At 62.6% G+C, this 14,239-nt stretch carries 27 protein-coding genes; all 27 read right to left on the bottom strand.

The window, feature by feature from the left end; all coding sequences use genetic code 11:
• Window positions 1-133: 133 nt before the first annotated feature.
• The gene (locus AC5YGJ_RS02505) at window positions 134-1,132 is read right to left on the bottom strand and encodes a DNA-directed RNA polymerase subunit alpha (RefSeq protein ID WP_004145453.1); all 999 of its coding nucleotides are present in this window, start codon (window positions 1,130-1,132) and stop codon (window positions 134-136) included.
• Window positions 1,133-1,187: 55 nt separating this feature from the next.
• Window positions 1,188-1,817, bottom strand: a complete 630-nt coding sequence (gene rpsD / locus AC5YGJ_RS02510) for a 30S ribosomal protein S4 (RefSeq protein ID WP_004145446.1) — start codon at window positions 1,815-1,817, stop codon at window positions 1,188-1,190.
• A gap of 15 nt (window positions 1,818-1,832) precedes the next feature.
• Window positions 1,833-2,222 (bottom strand): 30S ribosomal protein S11, encoded by a 390-nt coding sequence (gene rpsK / locus AC5YGJ_RS02515; protein WP_004145443.1) that lies wholly within the window; start codon window positions 2,220-2,222, stop codon window positions 1,833-1,835.
• An 11-nt stretch (window positions 2,223-2,233) separates the two neighbouring features.
• Entirely contained in the window at window positions 2,234-2,590 is a 357-nt protein-coding gene (gene rpsM / locus AC5YGJ_RS02520) for a 30S ribosomal protein S13 (protein WP_004154500.1), read from the bottom strand.
• 347 nt (window positions 2,591-2,937) lie between these two features.
• Window positions 2,938-4,305 (bottom strand): preprotein translocase subunit SecY, encoded by a 1,368-nt coding sequence (gene secY, locus AC5YGJ_RS02525; RefSeq protein WP_005415420.1) that lies wholly within the window; start codon window positions 4,303-4,305, stop codon window positions 2,938-2,940.
• Between the two features lie 7 nt (window positions 4,306-4,312).
• On the bottom strand, window positions 4,313-4,756 hold the full coding sequence (gene rplO / locus AC5YGJ_RS02530) for a 50S ribosomal protein L15 (protein WP_004154498.1): 444 nt from the start codon (window positions 4,754-4,756) through the stop codon (window positions 4,313-4,315).
• A gap of 6 nt (window positions 4,757-4,762) precedes the next feature.
• Window positions 4,763-4,954: a 50S ribosomal protein L30 gene (gene rpmD / locus AC5YGJ_RS02535; protein ID WP_004145412.1), complete on the bottom strand. Its 192-nt coding sequence runs from the start codon at window positions 4,952-4,954 to the stop codon at window positions 4,763-4,765.
• Entirely contained in the window at window positions 4,947-5,489 is a 543-nt protein-coding gene (gene rpsE, locus AC5YGJ_RS02540; protein WP_005415419.1) for a 30S ribosomal protein S5, read from the bottom strand. Before rpsE ends, rpmD begins: the two co-directional genes overlap by 8 nt.
• A 161-nt stretch (window positions 5,490-5,650) precedes the next feature.
• Window positions 5,651-6,004, bottom strand: coding sequence for a 50S ribosomal protein L18 (gene rplR, locus AC5YGJ_RS02545; RefSeq protein WP_107229959.1), 354 nt, complete (start codon window positions 6,002-6,004; stop codon window positions 5,651-5,653).
• A gap of 32 nt (window positions 6,005-6,036) precedes the next feature.
• The gene (rplF, locus tag AC5YGJ_RS02550) at window positions 6,037-6,561 is read right to left on the bottom strand and encodes a 50S ribosomal protein L6 (protein WP_107229958.1); all 525 of its coding nucleotides are present in this window, start codon (window positions 6,559-6,561) and stop codon (window positions 6,037-6,039) included.
• Window positions 6,562-6,579: 18 nt separating this feature from the next.
• On the bottom strand, window positions 6,580-6,978 hold the full coding sequence (gene rpsH, locus AC5YGJ_RS02555) for a 30S ribosomal protein S8 (protein WP_005408210.1): 399 nt from the start codon (window positions 6,976-6,978) through the stop codon (window positions 6,580-6,582).
• Window positions 6,979-7,235: 257 nt separating this feature from the next.
• Window positions 7,236-7,541, bottom strand: coding sequence for a 30S ribosomal protein S14 (rpsN, locus tag AC5YGJ_RS02560; protein WP_107229957.1), 306 nt, complete (start codon window positions 7,539-7,541; stop codon window positions 7,236-7,238).
• An 18-nt stretch (window positions 7,542-7,559) separates the two neighbouring features.
• Window positions 7,560-8,102 carry a 50S ribosomal protein L5 gene (gene rplE / locus AC5YGJ_RS02565; protein WP_004145361.1) on the bottom strand — a complete coding sequence of 181 codons (543 nt, stop codon included), beginning with the start codon at window positions 8,100-8,102 and terminating at the stop codon, window positions 7,560-7,562.
• Between the two features lie 11 nt (window positions 8,103-8,113).
• Window positions 8,114-8,431, bottom strand: coding sequence for a 50S ribosomal protein L24 (gene rplX, locus AC5YGJ_RS02570; RefSeq protein ID WP_053519745.1), 318 nt, complete (start codon window positions 8,429-8,431; stop codon window positions 8,114-8,116).
• A gap of 16 nt (window positions 8,432-8,447) precedes the next feature.
• Window positions 8,448-8,816: a 50S ribosomal protein L14 gene (gene rplN / locus AC5YGJ_RS02575; protein ID WP_004145357.1), complete on the bottom strand. Its 369-nt coding sequence runs from the start codon at window positions 8,814-8,816 to the stop codon at window positions 8,448-8,450.
• Window positions 8,817-8,828: 12 nt separating this feature from the next.
• Window positions 8,829-9,098, bottom strand: a complete 270-nt coding sequence (gene rpsQ, locus AC5YGJ_RS02580) for a 30S ribosomal protein S17 (protein WP_053519744.1) — start codon at window positions 9,096-9,098, stop codon at window positions 8,829-8,831.
• 11 nt (window positions 9,099-9,109) lie between these two features.
• Window positions 9,110-9,295, bottom strand: a complete 186-nt coding sequence (gene rpmC / locus AC5YGJ_RS02585) for a 50S ribosomal protein L29 (RefSeq protein WP_004154487.1) — start codon at window positions 9,293-9,295, stop codon at window positions 9,110-9,112.
• Window positions 9,295-9,708, bottom strand: coding sequence for a 50S ribosomal protein L16 (gene rplP / locus AC5YGJ_RS02590; RefSeq protein WP_025879305.1), 414 nt, complete (start codon window positions 9,706-9,708; stop codon window positions 9,295-9,297). The genes rpmC and rplP overlap by 1 nt, the downstream gene beginning before the upstream one ends.
• 5 nt (window positions 9,709-9,713) lie before the next feature.
• A complete protein-coding gene (gene rpsC / locus AC5YGJ_RS02595) occupies window positions 9,714-10,448 on the bottom strand; it encodes a 30S ribosomal protein S3 (protein WP_004145350.1) in 735 nt (244 codons plus the stop codon).
• Window positions 10,449-10,466: 18 nt separating this feature from the next.
• Window positions 10,467-10,802 (bottom strand): 50S ribosomal protein L22, encoded by a 336-nt coding sequence (gene rplV, locus AC5YGJ_RS02600; protein ID WP_080375339.1) that lies wholly within the window; start codon window positions 10,800-10,802, stop codon window positions 10,467-10,469.
• 12 nt (window positions 10,803-10,814) lie between these two features.
• Complete coding sequence (gene rpsS, locus AC5YGJ_RS02605) at window positions 10,815-11,084, bottom strand: 30S ribosomal protein S19 (protein ID WP_005415413.1); 270 nt, start codon at window positions 11,082-11,084, stop codon at window positions 10,815-10,817.
• A 6-nt stretch (window positions 11,085-11,090) separates the two neighbouring features.
• Window positions 11,091-11,918, bottom strand: a complete 828-nt coding sequence (rplB, locus tag AC5YGJ_RS02610) for a 50S ribosomal protein L2 (protein WP_004145339.1) — start codon at window positions 11,916-11,918, stop codon at window positions 11,091-11,093.
• 10 nt (window positions 11,919-11,928) lie between these two features.
• Complete coding sequence (gene rplW / locus AC5YGJ_RS02615; RefSeq protein ID WP_004145338.1) at window positions 11,929-12,228, bottom strand: 50S ribosomal protein L23; 300 nt, start codon at window positions 12,226-12,228, stop codon at window positions 11,929-11,931.
• Entirely contained in the window at window positions 12,225-12,830 is a 606-nt protein-coding gene (gene rplD / locus AC5YGJ_RS02620; RefSeq protein WP_057497304.1) for a 50S ribosomal protein L4, read from the bottom strand. The genes rplW and rplD overlap by 4 nt, the downstream gene beginning before the upstream one ends.
• Before the next feature lie 12 nt (window positions 12,831-12,842).
• Window positions 12,843-13,493, bottom strand: a complete 651-nt coding sequence (gene rplC / locus AC5YGJ_RS02625; RefSeq protein ID WP_004145336.1) for a 50S ribosomal protein L3 — start codon at window positions 13,491-13,493, stop codon at window positions 12,843-12,845.
• Window positions 13,494-13,504: 11 nt separating this feature from the next.
• The gene (rpsJ, locus tag AC5YGJ_RS02630) at window positions 13,505-13,816 is read right to left on the bottom strand and encodes a 30S ribosomal protein S10 (protein WP_005408208.1); all 312 of its coding nucleotides are present in this window, start codon (window positions 13,814-13,816) and stop codon (window positions 13,505-13,507) included.
• Window positions 13,817-14,148: 332 nt separating this feature from the next.
• Window positions 14,149-14,239: EF-Tu C-terminal domain-related protein (locus AC5YGJ_RS02635; protein WP_488349877.1), on the bottom strand; the 91-nt coding region annotated here is incomplete at its 5' end.

The following is a 14,239-nucleotide window of genomic DNA, read 5'->3' on the forward strand; positions in this document are numbered from 1 at the left end:
TGCGTGGACTGCGGATGGTCCTGGTCGCCCGTCCTGGACGCCCTGCCCGCGAACCTGGGGTTCGTCGTGGCATGTTTGGTAAACCGGTTGAAGGCTCCACCGTTGCCGGTGGAGCCCTCAAGCAATACCGATATCAGCCCAGCATGCCGTGGCTGGCGACACCGGCCGGCGGCCAGTTCTCCAGCTTCATGCCGAGCGACAGGCCGCGCTGAGCCAGCACTTCCTTGATCTCGGTGAGCGACTTCTTGCCCAGGTTCGGGGTCTTCAGCAGCTCCACTTCGGTCTTCTGGATCAGATCGCCGATGTAGTAGATGCTCTCGGCCTTCAGGCAGTTGGCCGAACGCACGGTCAGCTCCAGATCGTCGATCGGGCGCAGCAGCACCGGATCCACGCCGTTGTTGGCCGGCTTGGCCGCACCGCGGTCGCGGTGGGTGAAGTCACCGAACACCGACAGCTGGTCGCTGAGGATGTCGGCGGCGGTGCGCACGGCTTCCTCGGCATCGATGGTGCCGTTGGTCTCGATATCGATGACCAGCTTGTCCAGGTCGGTGCGCTGCTCGACGCGAGCCGCTTCCACGGCATAGGCGACGCGGCGGACCGGCGAGAACGAGGCATCCAGGACCAGACGGCCGATGGCACGGGTTTCTTCGTCCGGACGACGACGCGCGGCAGCCGGCTGGTAGCCGAAACCACGTTCGATCTTCAGACGCATGTTAACTGCCGTGTCCTTGGTCAGGTGGCAGATCACATGGTCGCCGTTCAAGATTTCCACATTGTGGTCAACCTTGATGTCGGCAGCGGTGACAACGCCCGGGCCCTGCTTGGACAGGGACAGGGTGGCGCTGTCGCCGGAGTGCATACGGATGGCCACGTCCTTCAGGTTGAGCAGGACTTCCAGCACGTCCTCCTGCAGACCTTCGACCGTGGTGTACTCATGCAACACGCCGTCGATTTCGACTTCCGTGATGGCGAAGCCCGGGATGGACGACAGCAGCACGCGACGCAGGGCATTGCCCAGCGTATGCCCGTAACCCCGCTCCAAAGGTTCGATAACGACCTTTGCACGGGTGTCGGTAAGGCGTTCGATCTGCGGACCGCGAGGACGCAGAACCTGGTTGGCGGTAACCGTCATGTTGCGGGTTCTCCTAGTGAACCCCCGGCCGTCGCCGGGGGCTCTCCAATGTGAATTACTTCGAATACAGCTCGACGATCAGCGCTTCGTTGATGTCCGCAGGCAGATCCGAACGATCCGGAACAGCCTTGAAGATGCCGGTGAACTTGCCGGAATCCACTTCAACCCACGACGGGCTCAGGTCATGCTGGGCGGCGACGGTCAGGGCTTCCTGGACGCGCAGCTGCTTGGCAGCCTTCTCAGACAGAGCGATGGCGTCGCCAGCCTTGACCTGGTACGAAGCCAGGTTGACCGACTTGCCATTCACGGTGACGCCGCGGTGCGACACCAGCTGACGGGCAGCCGGACGGGTCACGGCGAAGCCCATGCGGTAGACGACGTTGTCCAGGCGGGTTTCCAGCAGCTGCAGCAGGTTCTCGCCGGTGTTGCCCTTCTTGGTCGAGGCCTTCTTGTAGTAGTTGCGGAACTGACGCTCCAGCAGGCCGTAGATACGCTTGACCTTCTGCTTTTCACGCAGCTGGGTGGCGTAGTCGGACAGCTTGCCCTTGCGGGCAGTGGCGCCGTGCTGGCCGGGCTTCTGCTCCAGCTTGCACTTGGAGTCCAGCGCACGCGCCGGGCTCTTCAGGGACAGGTCGGCGCCTTCGCGACGGGCGAGCTTACAGGTAGGACCGATATAACGAGCCATTTCTTATCGCTCCCTTTAGACGCGACGCTTCTTCGGCGGACGGCACCCGTTGTGCGGGATAGGCGTCACGTCGATGATGTTGGTGATCTTGTAGCCGACGTTGTTCAACGAACGCACGGCCGACTCACGGCCCGGACCCGGGCCCTTGATGCGGACTTCCAGCGACTTCACGCCGTAGTCCAGCGCAGCACGACCGGCCTTTTCAGCAGCCACCTGGGCAGCGAACGGGGTCGACTTGCGCGAACCGCGGAAGCCAGCGCCACCGGAAGTCGCCCACGACAGAGCGTTGCCCTGGCGGTCGGTGATGGTGACGATGGTGTTGTTGAACGAAGCGTGGACGTGGGCAACGCCGTCAGTGACGACGCGCTTGATCTTCTTCTTGGTCTTAGCAGCGGGCTTAGCCATTTCTCAGTCCCTTACTTCTTGATCGCCTTGCGCGGACCCTTGCGGGTGCGGGCGTTGGTACGGGTGCGCTGGCCACGCAGCGGGAGGCCACGACGGTGACGCAGGCCGCGGTAGCAGCCCAGGTCCATCAGGCGCTTGATCGCGATGCCGATCTCACGACGCAGATCGCCTTCCACGATGTACTTGCCGACTTCGGCGCGCAGGCGCTCGATTTCCGGCTCCGACAGATCGCGGATCTTGGTGGTCGAAGCAACGCCTGCGACTTCGCAGACCTTCTTCGAACGGGTACGGCCGATGCCGTAAATGCTTTGCAACCCGACCCAGACATGCTTCTGGGCTGGCAGGTTGACGCCTGCAATACGCGCCATGACGCGGTTCTCCAGCTGAGTGATGGCCGACAGCGCGCCTCTGGCACGCCAATCCGGCAGGATGGATCAAAAAAGTGAACTAGCGATACTAACAAGGTTCCGGTTTACATGGAAGCCCGTGAAACCATTGGTTTCATGAACCCGGCCTGGGGAGTGTGCCCAGGCTCCGGCGCCGGATGGGGTTGGACCTGGGGTTTCCCCCGGAGCCGCCCGCGCTACTCCAGCGCGGGACCACCTCATCACACCCCCACCCGGAACCGCTGCGGGGGCCGCCCTTCGTTTGTGTGGCCGGAGTCCGCGAAGCGGAGGGACCATCACGTCAGGAAGACGAAAGTATAACAGGCCAATCAGCCGCGGGCAAAGCCGCCGCGGTTGCCGCCCTTCAGGTTGGCCTTCTTCAGCAGGCTCTCGTACTGGTGGGACATCAGGTGCGCCTGCACCTGGGCGATGAAGTCCATCACCACCACCACCACGATCAGCAGCGAAGTACCGCCGAAGTAGAACGAGGCGTTCAGCTGCGTGCGCATCAGTTCCGGCAGCAGGCAGACGATCACCAGGTAGGCCGAGCCGGCCGCGGTCAGGCGGGTCAGCACGCCGTCGATGTAGTCGGCGGTGGCCTTGCCCGGACGGATGCCCGGAATCAGCGCGCCGGACTTCTTCAGGTTGTCGGCGGTTTCCTGCGAGTTGAACACCAGCGCGGTGTAGAAGAACGCAAAGCCGGTGATCAGTGCGGCGAACACGATCATGTGCAGCGGTTCGCCCGGGCCCAGGGCATTGGCGACCTTCTGCAGAACCTGGCCGAAGCTGCTCTGGTTGGCCGCCTGGCCGGACCACATGGCCAGGGTGGCCGGGAAGGCCAGCAGGCTCGAGGCGAAGATCGCCGGGATGACGCCGGCCATGTTGAGCTTCAGCGGCAGGAACGAGGTCTGGTTCATGTACGCGTTGCGACCGCCCTGGCGGCGCGCGTAATTGACCGTGATCCGGCGCTGGCCACGCTCGACGAACACCACGAAGAAGGTGAAGGCGAGCACGACGATGGCGATCAGCAGCAGCTGGATGAACTGGATGTTGCCGTCGCGGTAGGCGTCGAAGGTGTGGATGACCGCACCCGGTAGGCCCGCCACGATACCGGCGAAGATGATCAGCGACACGCCGTTGCCGATGCCGCGCTCGGTGACCTGCTCACCGACCCACATCAGGAACATGGTGCCGGCGGTCAGCGCGACCACGGCGGTGAGCACGAAGCCCATGCCCGGTGCGTACACGACCGGAGCGCCCGACGGCGAGACCTGGCCCTGCAGGGCCAGCGCGATCGAACCGCCCTGCACCACTGCCAGCAGCACGGCGCCGATGCGCGAATACTGGGTGATCTTGCGGCGACCGGACTCACCTTCCTTCTGCATCGCCTTCAGGGCGGGGAAGATGTGCACGGCCAGCTGCATCACGATCGATGCCGAGATGTACGGCATCACGTTCAGCGCGAAGATGCTGAAACGGTGCAGGGCGCCGCCCGAGAACATGTTGAACATGTCCACGATGCCGCCGCCCTGCTGTTGCATCATGGCAAGCATGGCATCGGGATTGACGCCCGGCACCGGCACGTAGCAGCCGATGCGATAGACGATCAAAGCCCCGACGACGAACAGCAAACGTTGGCGAAGTTCAGTGAACTTGCCCATTCCGCCCGCGAGGTTACCGATGCCAGCTTGCGCCATGATTTTCTTACTCCGTTACGCTGCCGCCGGCAGCTTCGATCGCGGCCTTGGCACCAGCCGTGGCAGCAATACCCTTCAGGGTGAATGCCTTGGTCACTTCGCCCTTGACGACGACCTTGGCCTTCTTGGCAGTGCTCGGGACCAGCTTGGCAGCACGCAGGGCGGCGAAGTCGATCTCACCGGCCGGCAGCTTGTCCAGCGCGTACAGCAGCACTTCAGCGGTGTCCTTGGCGATCGGCGAACGGAAGCCGATCTTCGGCAGACGACGCTGCATGGGGGTCTGGCCGCCTTCGAAGCCAGCCTTGATCTTGCCGCCACCCTTGCGGGCGAACGAACCCTTGTGGCCGCGGCCGGCAGTCTTGCCCAGGCCCGAGCCGATACCGCGACCGACGCGGGTGCGCTCGGTGCGGGCGCCCGGTGCCGGGCTCAGTTCATTGAGACGCAGAGTCATGATCGATTACTCCTCAACCTTGACGAGGTAGTGAACGGTGTTGATCAGGCCGCGGACCTGCGGGCTGTCCTTCAGTTCACGCACATCGTTGAGCTTGTTCAGACCCAGAGCACGCACCGACAGGCGGTGACGCGACTGAGCACCACGCAGGCCGCGCACCAGGCGCACCTTCACAGTCTTGTTGGACTCATTAGCCATGGTTGAGTTCCTCCACCTTCTTGCCGCGCTTGGCCGCGATGCGAGCCGGCGACTGCGCTGCAGTCAGGCCCTTCACGGTGGCACGCACCAGGTTGATCGGGTTGCGCGAGCCGGTGGCCTTGGCCAGCACGTTCTTCACGCCAACCGCTTCCAGCACGGCACGCATGGCACCGCCGGCAATGACGCCGGTACCTTCCGAAGCCGGCTGCATGAATACGCGGGCTGCGCCGTGACCATCCTTGATGGTGTGCCACAGGGTGCCGTTGTTCAGGTCAACGCTGACCAGGTTCTTGCGAGCCTGCTCCATCGACTTCTGGATGGCGACCGGCACTTCGCGGGCCTTGCCATAGCCGAAACCGACCTTGCCTTCGCCGTCGCCGACCACGGTCAGGGCGGTGAAGGTGAACTGGCGGCCACCTTTGACGGTCTTGCTGACGCGGTTGACCGCGACCAGCTTTTCGATCATGCCGTCGTCGATCTTCTCTTCGCGGTTACGGTCGCGATCGCGACCCCGCTGCTGACGCTCTTCTGCCATGTTGATTCCTTGGTTGTTTGGGTATGTACGGCTCGAGGCCGCTTATGGTTGTGGAGTGACGCGTCGTTCCGGTGGGCCGCTGCAGAAGAGCGGCGCCGTCCAGCCTCACTCAGGCTGGCGAGCAGGCGGGCAGAGGACGCGAAGTCCCCTGCCCTTATCCCTTAGAACTGCAGGCCGGCTTCGCGGGCGGCTTCTGCCAGGGCCTTGATGCGGCCGTGGTAGCGGTAGCCCGAACGATCGAAGGCAACCTTCTCGACGCCGGCGGCCTTGGCGCGCTCAGCGACGATGCGGCCAACCTTGGCAGCGGCGTCAGCGTTCTTGCCGTTCTTCAGGCCTTCCTTGATGTCGGCCTGGGTGGTGTTGGCAGCAGCCAGCACCTTGGAACCGTCGGCAGTGAAGACCTGGGCGTACAGGTGCTGACCGGTGCGCAGCACCGACAGACGGGCAACGCCGAGCTCACGGATGTGGGCGCGGGTCGACTTGGCGCGACGCAGGCGGGCGATGTTCTTGTTCATTTTGTTTTTCCCTTGAAAGCGGAAGGACCTAATTAGGCCTTCTTGGCTTCCTTACGGATGATGACTTCGTCGGAGTACTTCACGCCCTTGCCCTTGTACGGTTCCGGCTTGCGGAACGCACGGATCTTGGCGGCGACTTCACCGACGACCTGCTTGTCAGCGCCCTGGACCAGGATCTCGGTCTGGGTCGGGGTCGACAGCGTGATGCCTTCCGGCGCCACGAACACGACCGGGTGCGAGAAGCCCAGCGACAGGCTCAGGTCCTTGCCCTGCATGGCGGCGCGGTAACCCACGCCGACCAGCTCCAGCTTGCGCTCGAAGCCTTCGGACACGCCCTTGACCATGTTGGACAGGATCGCACGCACGGTACCGGTCAGCGCGACCAGCTCAGCATTCTCGGTGCTCAGGGTGGCAACGCCGTTGTCGACGTTGATGGCAATGCCGGCCGGCTTGGCCAGCGACAGGGTGCCCTTCGGGCCCTTGACGGTGACGGATTCGGACTGGACGTTCAGTTCAACCTTACCCAGGTCGACGGGCTTCTTGGCTACGCGGGACATAGTTCTACTCCTTTCGCCTTAGGCCACGAAGCACAGGACTTCGCCGCCGACGCCCAGCTGGCGCGCCTGCGCATCAGTCATGATGCCCTTGGAGGTGGAAATGATGGAGATACCCAGGCCGTTCATGACCTTCGGCAGCTCGCTCTTGCCGCGGTACTGGCGCAGGCCCGAACGCGAGAAGCGCTTCAGGGTCGCGATGACCGGCTTGCCTTCGAAATACTTCAGCACGATTTCCAGCTCGGACTTGTTGTTTTCCAGCTGGGTCACGCGCAGGTCGGTGATGTAACCCTCGTCCTTCAGGACCTGGGCGATCGCAACCTTGATCTTGGACGACGGGGCTTTCACCGTCTGCTTGCCAACCGCAGCCGCATTCTTGATGCGGACCAGCAGGTCGGCGATGGGATCAGTCATGCTCATATGAGTACCTTTGAGTGCACCGATATCCGCTTTCGCGAAAATCTGTTGTCTCCTGGAAACGGGCCAGGTCCCTTCTTGCGGCAGGCCAGTGGCCCGCCCTAAAACCCGGTTTGCACAGGGCAAGACGCGGGAGTATACGCCAAAAGAGCCCGACTTGCGTCGGGCTCTTCGGGTTTTTTCGCAGAAGGGAAGCTGAATGCCTCCCCTCCCCGGTTCAGGAGCCCACGGGGGGCTCCTGATCGCAGGGCCGGCTGGGATTACCAGCTGGCCTTGCGCAGGCCCGGGACGTCGCCACGCATGGTGGCTTCACGCAGCTTGTTGCGGCCGAGGCCGAACTTGCTGTAAACGCCACGCGGACGGCCGGACAGCTCGCAGCGGTTGCGCTGGCGGCTCGGCGACGAGTCGCGCGGCAGCTTGGCCAGCTTGGTAGCGGCTTCGATCTTCTCGTCGTAGCTCGCGTCCACCGAGGACACGATCTTCTTCAGAGCCGCACGCTTGTCAGCGTACTTCTTGGCCAGCTTTTCCCGCTTGATGTCGCGGTTGACCATGGAGGTCTTTGCCATTTCGGTTTCCTCGACAGATCAGTTACGGAACGGGAACTTGAACGCTGCCAGCAGCGCCTTCGCTTCCGCGTCGGTCTTCGCAGTGGTGGTGATGGCGATATCCATACCGCGGATCGCGTCGACGGCGTCGAAGTCGATTTCCGGGAAGATGATCTGTTCCTTCACACCCATGTTGAAGTTGCCGCGACCGTCGAAGGAACGACCGGAAACACCACGGAAGTCGCGCACGCGCGGCAGCGAGATGTTGATCAGGCGGTCCAGGAACTCGTACATCTTGTGGCGACGCAGCGTGGTCTTGCAGCCGATCGGCCAGCCATCACGGATCTTGAACGACGCAACCGAGATACGCGACTTGGTGACAACCGGCTTCTGGCCGGAAATCTTGGTCATGTCGCCGACGGCGTTTTCCAGGATCTTCTTGTTGGTGGCCGCTTCGCCGACACCCATGTTCAGGGTGACCTTGACGAGCTTCGGCACTTCCATCGGATTGGTGTAGCCGAACTGCTTCATCAGCGCCGGCACCACTTCTTCCTTGTAGAACTTTTCGAGACGGGAAGTCATCTTCACATTCCTCAGGCGTCGAGCGCCTCACCGCTGGAGCGGAACACACGCAGTTTGCGTCCATCCTCCAGCACCTTGAAGCCAACGCGTTCGCCCTTGCCCGAAGCCGGGTTCAGCACATTCACGTTGGAGATATGGATCGAAGCTTCACGCTCGACCACGCCGCCGGCAACGCCTGCCTGCGGGTTCGGCTTGGTGTGGCGCTTGACGATGTTCACGTTGGCGACGACCACGCGGTCGCCGTCGACGCGGACGACTTCGCCCTGCTTGCCCTTGTCCTTGCCGGTGTTGACGACGACCTGGTCGCCCTTCTTGATACGGTTAGCCATGATTATCTCCTGTCGCTCACAGCACTTCGGGAGCGAGCGAGACGATCTTCATGAACTTCTCCGAACGAAGTTCACGGGTCACCGGCCCGAAGATACGGGTGCCGATCGGCTCCTGCTTGCTGTTCAGCAGAACGGCAGCGTTGCCGTCGAAGCGGATCAGCGAGCCGTCGGCGCGACGCACACCCTTGCGGGTACGCACCACGACGGCGTCATACACTTCACCCTTCTTGACCTTGCCGCGCGGAATCGCATCCTTCACGGTGACCTTGATGATGTCGCCGATGCCGGCGTAACGGCGCTTGGAACCACCCAGCACCTTGAAGCACATCACCTGCTTGGCACCCGAATTGTCCGCGACGTCAAGGTAGCTCTGCATCTGGATCATGATTCAGACTCCTTATTCAGCCGCACGCGTGATGACTTCCACCACGCGCCAGTTCTTGGTCTTGGACATCGGAGCGATCTCGGTCACGCGGACGACATCGCCTTCCTTGCAGGCGTTGTCGGCATCGTGGGCGTGCAGCTTGGTCGAGCGCTTGATGTACTTGCCGTACAGCGCGTGCTTGACCTGACGCTCAACCAGGACGGTAACCGTCTTGTCCATCTTGTTGCTGACGACACGGCCTTCGACCGTGCGCAGCGTCTTGTTTTCAGTATTGTCGCTCATAGCGGCCATCCTTACTTCGTGCTGCCGAGCAGGGTCTTGACGCGAGCAATCTCGCGACGGACCCGGCGGATGTCGTGGGTCTTCGGCAGCTGGCCGGTGACCTGCTGCATACGGACAGAGAACTGTTCCTTACGCAGGTCGATCAGGTGGGCCTTCAGTTCGTCAGCCGACTTTTCACGGAGAGTTTTGATATCCATCAGCGCACCGTACGGGTCACGAAAGTGGTGGTGACCGAGAGCTTGGCGGCGGCCAGGCGGAACGCCTCGCGTGCCACTTCTTCGGTAACACCCTCGATTTCATAGATCATGCGGCCGGGCTGGATCTGGGCCACCCAGTATTCCACGTTGCCCTTACCCGAACCCATTCGAACTTCGATGGGCTTCTTGGTGATGGGCTTGTCGGGGAACACGCGGATCCACATCTTGCCGCCGCGCTTGACGTAGCGGCTGATCGAGCGGCGGGCCGCTTCGATCTGACGCGCGGTCAGCTGACCGTGTGCGGTTGCCTTCAGGCCGTATTCGCCGAAGCTGACAGCGTTGGCGCTCCAGCTCAGGCCTTCGTTACGGCCCTTGTGTACCTTGCGGTACTTGGTTCGCTTGGGTTGCAACATTGTCGTTACCTCGCTTCACGAGCCGGGCGCTGACGGTCACCACGGTCGCCGCGATCGTGACGATCGTTGCGCGACGGGGTGTCGTCCTGCTTTTCCTGGCCAACCTGGGAGAAATCGAAGACTTCGCCCTTGTAGATCCAGACCTTGATGCCGATGATGCCGTAGGTCGTCTTGGCTTCAGCGAAGCCATAGTCGATGTCGGCACGCAGGGTGTGCAGCGGCACGCGGCCTTCGCGGTACCACTCCGAACGGGCGATTTCTGCACCGTTGAGGCGGCCACCCACGTTGACCTTGATGCCCAGGGCACCCAGGCGCATCGCGTTGCCGACCGAGCGCTTCATGGCGCGGCGGAACATGATGCGACGCTCCAGCTGCTGGGCGATCGACTCGGCAACGAGCTGCGCGTCCAGTTCCGGCTTGCGCACTTCGGTGACGTTGATGTGCGCCGGGACGCCCATCATCTCGCTCACTTCCTTGCGCAGCTTCTCGATGTCCTCACCGCGCTTGCCGATCACCACGCCCGGACGGGCGGTGTGGATCGTCACGCGAGCGGTCTTGGCCGGACGCTCGATCAGGATCTTGCTGATGCCGGCCTGAGCCAGCTTCTTGCGCAGCATTTCGCGCACTTTCAGGTCGGCTGCCAGGTAACCAGCGAACTCGGCCTTGTTGGCGTACCACTTGGAGTTCCAGTCCTTGGAAATACCGAGACGGATACCAATCGGATGAACTTTATGACCCATGGTCTTTTCCTTATCCGCTTACTTGCCGGCGCCCACAACCACAGTGATGTGGCTGGTGCGCTTGAGGATGCGGGTACCGCGGCCTTTCGCCCGCGCCATGAAACGCTTCAGGGTCGGACCTTCATCAACCATGATGGTCTGAACCTTCAGCTCGTCGACGTCGGCGCCCTGGTTGTTCTCGGCGTTGGCAATAGCCGACTCCACCACCTTCTTGATCAGGTGGGCAGCCTTCTTGTCCGAGAACTTCAGCAGGTTGACCGCACGCTCGGCCGGCAGACCGCGCACCTGGTCAGCGACCAGACGAGCCTTCTGCGGGGAGATGCGCGCAGTGCGCAGGATGGCTTTCGCTTCCATTGTCATCTCTCCTTACTTGCCCGACTTCTTGTCACCACCGTGACCCTTGAAGGTCCGGGTGATGGCAAATTCGCCGAGCTTGTGGCCGACCATGTTCTCGTTGACGAGAACCGGGATGTGGTTCTTGCCGTTATGCACGGCAATGGTGATGCCTACCATGTCAGGCAGGATCATCGAACGGCGCGACCAGGTCTTGATCGGCTTCTTGCTGCCCGCAGCGGCCTCCACCTTCTTGACGAGGTGGTGATCGACGAACGGGCCCTTCTTGAGTGAACGTGCCATGGTCGATTAGCCCCTACGATCGCGGACGATGAACTGCTGAGTGCGCTTGTTATGGCGCGTCTTGTAACCCTTGGTCGGGACACCCCACGGGGTGACCGGATGCGGGTTACCCTGGCCGGCCTTCGCCTCACCACCACCGTGCGGGTGGTCAACCGGGTTCATGGCAGCACCACGAACGGTCGGGCGGACGCCGCGCCAGCGCTTGGCACCGGCCTTGCCCAGCTTTTCCAGGCTGTGCTCGTCGTTGCCGACTTCGCCGATGGTGGCGCAGCACTCGACCGGAACCTTACGCATTTCACCCGAGCGCAGGCGCAGGGTGGCGTAGATGCCTTCACGGGCCACCAGCTGCACGGCCGCACCAGCGGCGCGGGCGATCTGAGCGCCCTTGCCGGGCTTCAGTTCGATGCAGTGGATGGTGGTACCGACCGGGATGTTGCGCAGCGGCAGGGTGTTGCCGGCCTTGATCGGGGCGTCCGAACCAGCGATCACCTGATCACCAGCCTTCAGACCCTTCGGGGCGATGATGTAGCGGCGCTCACCGTCGACGTAGCACAGCAGGGCGATGTGGGCGGTGCGGTTCGGATCGTATTCGATGCGTTCCACGCGCGCCGGGATGCCCAGCTTGTTGCGCTTGAAGTCGATGATGCGGTAGTGCTGCTTGGCACCACCACCGACGTGACGCACGGTGATGCGGCCGTGGTGGTTACGACCACCCGAGCGGCTCTGCGACTCGACCAGTGCGGCGTGCGGAGCACCCTTGTGCAGGTCGGGCGTGACCACGCGCACGGCCGAACGACGACCGGGGGAAGTGGGCTTGAATTTCATCAATGGCATGGGATGTACCTCAGGCCTTGGCCGTTACATCGATCGACTGGCCGTCGGCCAGGCGAACGTACGCCTTGCGCCAATCGCCGCGGCGGCCAGCACGGTTACGGAAGGACTTGTTCTTGCCCTTGACGTTGACCACGTTGACGGCTTCGACCTTGACGTCGAACAGCTGCTCAACCGCGGCCTTTACATCGGCCTTGGTGGCTTCGTTCGAAACTTCGAAGACATACTGGTTGGAGAGTTCCTGCAGGCGCGCGGTCTTTTCGGAGACACGCGGGGCACGCAGCACGCTGAAGATTTTTTCGTTGCTGTTCATGCCAGCCACTCCTCGACCTTCTTGACCGCGTCAGCGGTGATGACGACCGTGTCGGCACCGACCAGCGACACCGGATCCAGGCCCTGGACGTCACGCACCTGCACGTACGGCAGATTGCGGGCGGACAGGTACAGGTGCTCGGAGGCATCTTCGGTGACGATCAGCGGGCGCTTGCCCACTTCCAGGCCGGCCAGCTTGGCAATCAGACCCTTCGTGCTGGTGGCTTCGACATCGAAGGCCTCCACGATGGTCAGACGGCCCTGACGGTTCAGCTCGGACAGGATCGCGCACATGGCGGCACGGTACTGCTTACGATTGACCTTCTGCTCGAAGCTGCGCGGCTTGGCCGCGAAGGTGACACCGCCGCCGACGAAGATCGGAGCCGTCAGTGCGCCATGACGCGCGCCGCCGCCCTTCTGCTTCTTCGACTTCTTGGTGGTACCAGCCACTTCGGAGCGAGTCTTCTGTGCCTTGGTGCCGGCGCGACCGGCGTTGCGGTAAGCAACGACGACCTGGTGGACCAGATCTTCGCTGAAATCGCGACCGAACACGGCTTCGGAGACCGAGACCTTGTTGTTGCTACCCGTGATAACGAGTTCCATCGTCATCTCTCCTTATGCCTTGCTCGCCGGACGGACGATCACATCGCCACCCGCCGCGCCCGGAACGGCGCCGCGAACCGCGATCAGACCGCGCTCGACGTCGACCTTGACCACTTCCAGGTTCTGGGTGCTCTGCTGCACCGCGCCCATGTGGCCCGACATCTTCTTGCCCGGGAAAACGCGACCCGGGGTCTGGCGCTGACCCAGCGAACCCGGCGCGCGATGCGACAGCGAGTTACCGTGGGTTGCATCGCCCATACGGAAGTTGTGGCGCTTGATGGTGCCCTGGAAGCCCTTACCCTTGGTGACACCCTGGACGTCGACGATCTGGCCGACTTCGAAGATGTCCGCCTTGACTTCGCCGCCAACGGCGAAATCGCCGAGCTGCGCGTCTTCAACGCGGAATTCCCACAGGCCACGACCCGCTTCCACCTTCGCCTTGGCGAAGTGGCCGGCTTCCGGCTTGTTGACCAGGGCAGCGCGACGCGCGCCGACGGTCACCTGCACGGCGCTGTAGCCGTCGGTTTCGACGGTCTTGATCTGCGCGATGCGGTTCGGGGTTGCTTCGATCAGGGTCACCGGGATGGAACGACCATCTTCGGTGAACACGCGGCTCATGCCGGCCTTGCGGCCCACGAAGCCCAACGAATACTTCTTCGTCATGGTCGTAGTCCTCAGGTCAGCTTGATCTGAACGTCGACGCCGGCAGCCAGTTCGAGCTTCATCAGCGCGTCCACGGTCTTGTCATTCGGGTCAACGATATCGAGCACGCGCTTGTGCGTGCGGGTCTCGTACTGGTCACGCGCGTCCTTGTCGACGTGCGGGGAGACGAGAACGGTGTAACGCTCGATCTTGGTCGGCAGCGGGATCGGGCCACGCACTTGCGCGCCGGTCCGCTTTGCCGTTTCAACGATCTCGCTGGCCGAACGGTCGATCAGACGATGATCGAACGCTTTCAGCCGGATCCGGATCTTTTGGTCCGCCATGGCGGTAGGTTCCTTCGTTAAAAGAGCGACAGACAAAGCCTCTGGGTTGCTTTGTCCCATGAAATTCCTGAATACGGACGGCCCACACTCCTGCAGGCCGACAAGGTCAATCCGTAGACCTCAAAAACGTAGGCAGACCCGTTCCCAGGCCTGCCCAGACGTAGAAGCATAATGGCACGCAAGGCAGCTGTCAACAGTCGCCTGTTGACGCCGCCTGAATGGCATTGACCCTTCCTGGTCCGGGGAACACAAGGCACATCCTGTGCCTGCTTTCCCATTTGATACGCCCCGATGCCCTACCCAGGCAACATCGGGGCGCAGATACTACCAGATTACTCGATGATCTTCGAGACCACGCCGGCGCCGACGGTACGGCCGCCTTCGCGGATGGCGAAGCGCAGACCTTCGTCCATTGCCACCGGG

The organism is Stenotrophomonas sp. CS3K5, from assembly GCF_059515225.1.